Origin of the sequence: Acidiphilium sp. PM (assembly GCF_000219295.1) — a bacterium.
In the GTDB taxonomy this organism is placed as follows: Bacteria; Pseudomonadota; Alphaproteobacteria; order Acetobacterales; family Acetobacteraceae; genus Acidiphilium; species Acidiphilium multivorum.
Map to the genome: position 1 here is coordinate 1 of NZ_AFPR01000361.1, position 2807 is coordinate 2807.

At 70.3% G+C, this 2807-nt stretch carries 4 protein-coding genes; all 4 read right to left on the minus strand.

All coding sequences use genetic code 11. The features are described from left to right. A partial coding sequence (ruvB, locus tag APM_RS12660; RefSeq protein ID WP_007423770.1) for a Holliday junction branch migration DNA helicase RuvB occupies positions 1-600 on the minus strand: 600 nt, incomplete at its 3' end. Then, positions 597-1211 (minus strand): Holliday junction branch migration protein RuvA, encoded by a 615-nt coding sequence (gene ruvA, locus APM_RS12665; RefSeq protein WP_007423772.1) that lies wholly within the window; start codon positions 1209-1211, stop codon positions 597-599. The genes ruvA and ruvB, both read right to left, overlap by 4 nt. Beyond that, complete coding sequence (gene ruvC / locus APM_RS12670; protein ID WP_012040400.1) at positions 1208-1711, minus strand: crossover junction endodeoxyribonuclease RuvC; 504 nt, start codon at positions 1709-1711, stop codon at positions 1208-1210. Before ruvC ends, ruvA begins: the two co-directional genes overlap by 4 nt. A 38-nt stretch (positions 1712-1749) precedes the next feature. Beyond that, positions 1750-2499, minus strand: a complete 750-nt coding sequence (locus APM_RS12675) for a YebC/PmpR family DNA-binding transcriptional regulator (RefSeq protein ID WP_035187039.1) — start codon at positions 2497-2499, stop codon at positions 1750-1752. Between the last annotated feature and the right edge of the window lie 308 nt (positions 2500-2807).

Consider the following 2807-nt stretch of genomic DNA (forward strand, 5'->3'; position numbering starts at 1 on the left):
CAGCGTGGCGGCGCGGGTGACGATCAGGGTCAGTTCCTCCGGCGTGTAGAAGACGAGCCGGAGCGGAATGCCGAACCGGTCGCGCAACGGATTGGCGAGCAGGCCGGAACGCGTGGTCGCGCCGATCAGCGTGAACCGCGGCAGGTCGATCCGCACCGATCGCGCCCCGGGCCCCTCGCCGATGATCAGGTCGAGCACGAAATCCTCCATCGCGGGATAGAGAACCTCCTCGATCGAGGGCTGCAGGCGATGAATCTCGTCGATGAACAGAACGTCCCTCGGTTGCAGGTTGGTCAGGATGGCCGCCAGATCGCCCGATTTCTGGATGATCGGCCCCGAGGTCGCCCGGAAACCAACCCCCATCTCGCGCGCGATGATCTGCGCCAGCGTGGTCTTGCCCAGCCCCGGCGGGCCGTGCAGCAGCACATGGTCGAGCGATTCGCCCCGGCCGCGCGCCGCGGCGATGAATATCGCAAGATTTTCTCGGCTTGCTTTCTGCCCCGTGAATTCCGCGAGAGTTTGCGGCCGCAGGGCGGCTTCCGGCCCGTCCTCGGCATCGCGCGCGCCGGAGAGCAGCGCCCGGTCTTCCGCGCCGCTCATCGGGCGAGCCGCCGCAGCCCGCCGCGGATCAGCTCATCCAGCGCCGCGTCCTCGCCGGCCTCCGCCTGCACCGCGGAAAGGGCCGCCTCTGCTTCGGCACGGCGGTAGCCGAGATTGACCAGGGCCGAAAGCGCGTCGGCCAGCTTCCCCTGCGGCGGAGCGACGGGCGGGGCCGTTCCGGTCGGGATGAAGGCCGAGCCGGTCGGCATCGCGGCGATCCGCTCGCGCAGCTCGGAAATCAGCCTTGCGGCGAGCTTGGGGCCGACGCCGGGGGCACGGGTGATCGCCCCCCGGTCGCTCGCGGCGATGGCGCTGGCGAGCTGGTCCGGCGGCAGCGCCGAAAGCAGGTTGAGCGCCACTTTCGCGCCCACGCCCTGAATGGTGGTGAGCAGGCGGAACCAGTCGCGCTCGGCGGCATCGATGAAGCCGAACAGGGTGATCGCATCCTCGCGGACCTGGGTTTCGATGAGCAGCGTCGCGCGCGCCGGCGGCGCCGGCAAGGCGGCCAGGCTGCGCGCGGAGCAGAACACCACGTAGCCGACGCCGCTCACATCGATCAGGCAGCGCCCGTCCTCGATCTGCTCGGCCGTGCCGCAGAGCCGCCCGATCATGCCGCCGGCACCCGGCTGGCGGTGGCGAGATGATGCGCATGGCAGATGGCGACGGCCAGCGCATCCGCCGCATCGGCGCGGGTGATCGCCGCCCCCGGCAGCAGGCGGCGCACCATGAGGGCGACCTGGTCCTTTTCCGCGGCCCCGGTGCCGACCACGGCGCGCTTCACCGTCTTGGCGCCGTATTCGGCGACCGCGATTCCCGCCCGCGCCGGGGCGAGCAGGGCGACGCCGCGGGCATAGCCGAGCTTGAGCGTCGCGGTCGCGTTGCGGTTGACATAGGTTTCCTCGACCGCCGCATGGTCGGGCGCATAGGTCGCGAGCAGCCGGGCGAGGGCGGCATCGAGCGTATGCAGCCGCTCGGCCACCGCCGCCGCGCCGTCGGTCGCGATCACCCCGTCGGCGACATGCCGCAGCCGGTTGCCATCGGCCTCGATGATGCCGAAGCCGGTGAAGCGAAGGCCGGGATCGATCCCGATGATGCGCGCGCGAATCGGCATGCTCACGGACTATAAAGGATTCCGCGCCCCCCGTCCGGTCAGGCGGACAGTGCCTGCATCACGTCGTCGGGAATCTCGAAATTGGCGTAGACGCTCTGCACGTCGTCGCTCTCCTCGAGCGCGTCGATCAGCTTCATCACGCTGCGGGCGGCCTCCTCGTCGAGCGGCGTGGTGGTGGTCGGCCGCCAGTCGAGCTTCGCGGCTTCGGGCTCGCCGAATTTCTGCTCCATCGCGTCGCGCACGGCGAAGAAGTTTTCCACCGCGCAGATGATCTCGTGGCCCTCATCGGTGCTCTGCACGTCGTCCGCCCCGGCCTCGATCGCGGCTTCGAGCATGTCGTCCGCGCTGGCGGCCGCGGTCGGATAGCGGATCAGGCCGATCCGGTCGAACATGAAGGCGACGGAATTGGTCTCGCCCAGCGCGCCGCCATGTTTCGAGAAGGCCGCCCGCACGTCGGAGGCCGTGCGGTTGCGGTTGTCGGTCAGCGCCTCGACGATGATCGCGATCCCGGACGGGCCGTAACCCTCGTAGCGCACCTCCACGTAATCGTCACCGCCGGCGCCGCCCGCCGCCTTCTTGATCGCCCGCTCGATCGTGTCGCGCGGCATGTTCGCCTGGCGGGCGGCGGCGCAGGCCGCGCGCAGCCGCGGGTTCGCTGCCGGGTCGGGCAGGCCGGTCTTGGCCGAGACGGTGATCTCGCGGATCAGCTTGGCGAACTGCCTGGCGCGCCGCGCATCCTGCGCGCCCTTGCGGTGCATGATGTTCTTGAATTGCGAATGTCCGGCCATCAGAAAATCCATGATTCATCGCCGGTGCGCGCCCGCGCGCGTCCCGGAAGTTTGGTCGCGGCCGGCGATACCATGTCCGGCCCGAATTTGATATGCCCCATCGGCGACCCGTTTTTGCGGTCATGATCGGGGGATGGATGGAGAGTGCGTCGCTGGGGCTGGCGCATCGCGCATGGCGGCTGCTGCCCGCCGAGACGCGCCGCCGCGCGATGACGCGGGTGGCGGGCCTCATCGCCGGCCGGCCGGATCGCCTGCCGCCGGCGGCGAGCGAGGGCATCGTGGTGGCCGGCGATATCGACGGGGCGAAC